Raw genomic sequence first — 2002 nt, 5'->3', positions numbered from 1 at the left:
ATTTTTTTTTTTTAAAAAAAAATTTTTTATAATATTTTTACATTCTTTTTCTAAAATACCAGAATTAATTTTTAATGTATAATTAATATTATACGTACTTAATAAATCTATAAATGATCCTGTATTATTATATTTTTTATTATAAGTACTAAAAACTAAACGAGAAATTCGACTAGTAATTATAGCTCCTGAACACATTAAACATGGTTCTAATGTTACATACATAGTTGTATTTAATAATCTATAATTTTTTAAATATTTTGCTGCTTTTCTTAAAGCTATAATTTCTGCATGTCCTGTAGGATCATTATTTTTTATTGAATTATTGATTCCATAAGAAATAATTTTATTATTTTTTATAATAATAGCTCCTACTGGTACTTCTTCAGAATATTCTGCTAATTTAGCAAAATTTAGAGCACATTTCATCCAATAAATATCATTATTCATTTAATATATACATTGTTTTGTTTAATTACATTAAATATTATATTAATATATTATTAATATTATAAGGATAATCATACTTATTTTTTAAATAATGTTAAGATATTTTATTATTAAACATAGGATTATAAATTTTTAAATTTTATTAATATTTAATATATTTAAATTTTTTTTACATTTTGTAATAAAATTTAAATTTTACGAAAATTAATATTTATAATAAGAGATATTCATAGTGATAAAATTAATAACATCTGTTCATGGTATGCATGATTGTTTATTTCCTAATACCATATTATGGAAAAATGTTGAAAATATAATTCAAGATACTTTAAATAATTATGGTTATCAAGAAATTAAATTACCAATTTTAGAAAAAAGTGAGTTATTTAAAAAAACTATTGGAGAATATACAGATATTATAGAAAAAGAAATGTATACTTTATTCGATAAAAATAATAATTCTTTAACTTTACGTCCGGAAGGAACTGCAGGATTTATCAGAGCTATAATAGAACATAATATATTTTATAATAATAGAAGATTTTGGTATAATGGACCTATGTTTCGTTATGAAAGACCTCAAAAAGGTAGATACAGACAATTTAATCAAATTGGTATTGAAATACTTGGATTAGCATCTCCATATATTGATGCTGAAGTTATTATAGTTGTAAACAACATATGGAAAAAATTAAATATTATAAATAATGTTTTTTTAGAGATTAATTCTATTGGATCATTAACCGATCGACAAAAATACATAAAACAATTAATATTATTTTGGGAAAAAAATTATCTTTATTTAGATTTAAATGATAGAAAAAAAATATATACAAATCCTTTAAGGATTTTAGATAATTATAAGTATAAAAATATTAAATTATTAAAATATGCACCTAAATTACAAGATTTTTTAAATAAAGAAAGTATAAATAAATTTAATGAATTTTGTGATATTTTAAATTTTATGAATATAAAATTTAATATCAATAATTATTTAGTAAGAGGATTAGATTATTATAATGATATTGTTTTTGAATGGAAAAGTTATGATATAGGTAGTAAAAATATTTCTAAAACTATTTGTGGTGGAGGAAGATATGATAAATTAATTAATAATATGAGTAATGGTAAAAATATTAATGGTTTAGGATGTGCTATAGGAATGGAGCGTTTATTATTATTAGTACAAATTAATAAATCATTAAAATCAAATATTAATTATTTAATTGATGTTTTTTTAATTCCAATGGAATCTGATAATAGTTTAAAAAAAATTTTAATAATTGGAGAGTTAATTAGAAAAAAATTTCCTAAACTTAGAATTATTACTAGTTATCTTTTTCAAAAAATTAAAAAACAAATTATTCAAGCAAATAAATATAAAGCACGTTTTATATTAATAATAGGTCCAAATGAAATAAAAAATAATTTAATTATTTTAAAAGATTTATATTTTAGAAAACAAATAGTTATATCAGAAAATCAATTAATATTAAATTTAGAAAAATACTTTAGTAAATATTTATTTTAAATAAATTAATTATTAATA

The 2002-nt window shown here is 17.7% G+C and carries 2 protein-coding genes; one reads left to right on the top strand and one right to left on the bottom strand.

The features are described 5' to 3' along the window. On the bottom strand, positions 1–450 hold a 450-nt coding region (tadA, locus tag GJT96_RS00225), incomplete at its 3' end, for a tRNA adenosine(34) deaminase TadA (RefSeq protein ID WP_169780256.1). A 232-nt stretch (positions 451–682) separates the two neighbouring features. On the opposite strand from tadA, the gene hisS reads away from it, so the two are divergent. Then, positions 683–1984, top strand: coding sequence for a histidine--tRNA ligase (hisS, locus tag GJT96_RS00220; RefSeq protein ID WP_169780255.1), 1302 nt, complete (start codon positions 683–685; stop codon positions 1982–1984). Positions 1985–2002 lie beyond the last annotated feature (18 nt).

This window comes from Enterobacteriaceae endosymbiont of Donacia piscatrix, assembly GCF_012569525.1.
Taxonomy (GTDB): domain Bacteria; phylum Pseudomonadota; class Gammaproteobacteria; order Enterobacterales; family Enterobacteriaceae.
This window is presented reverse-complemented; position numbering and strand designations above follow the sequence as displayed.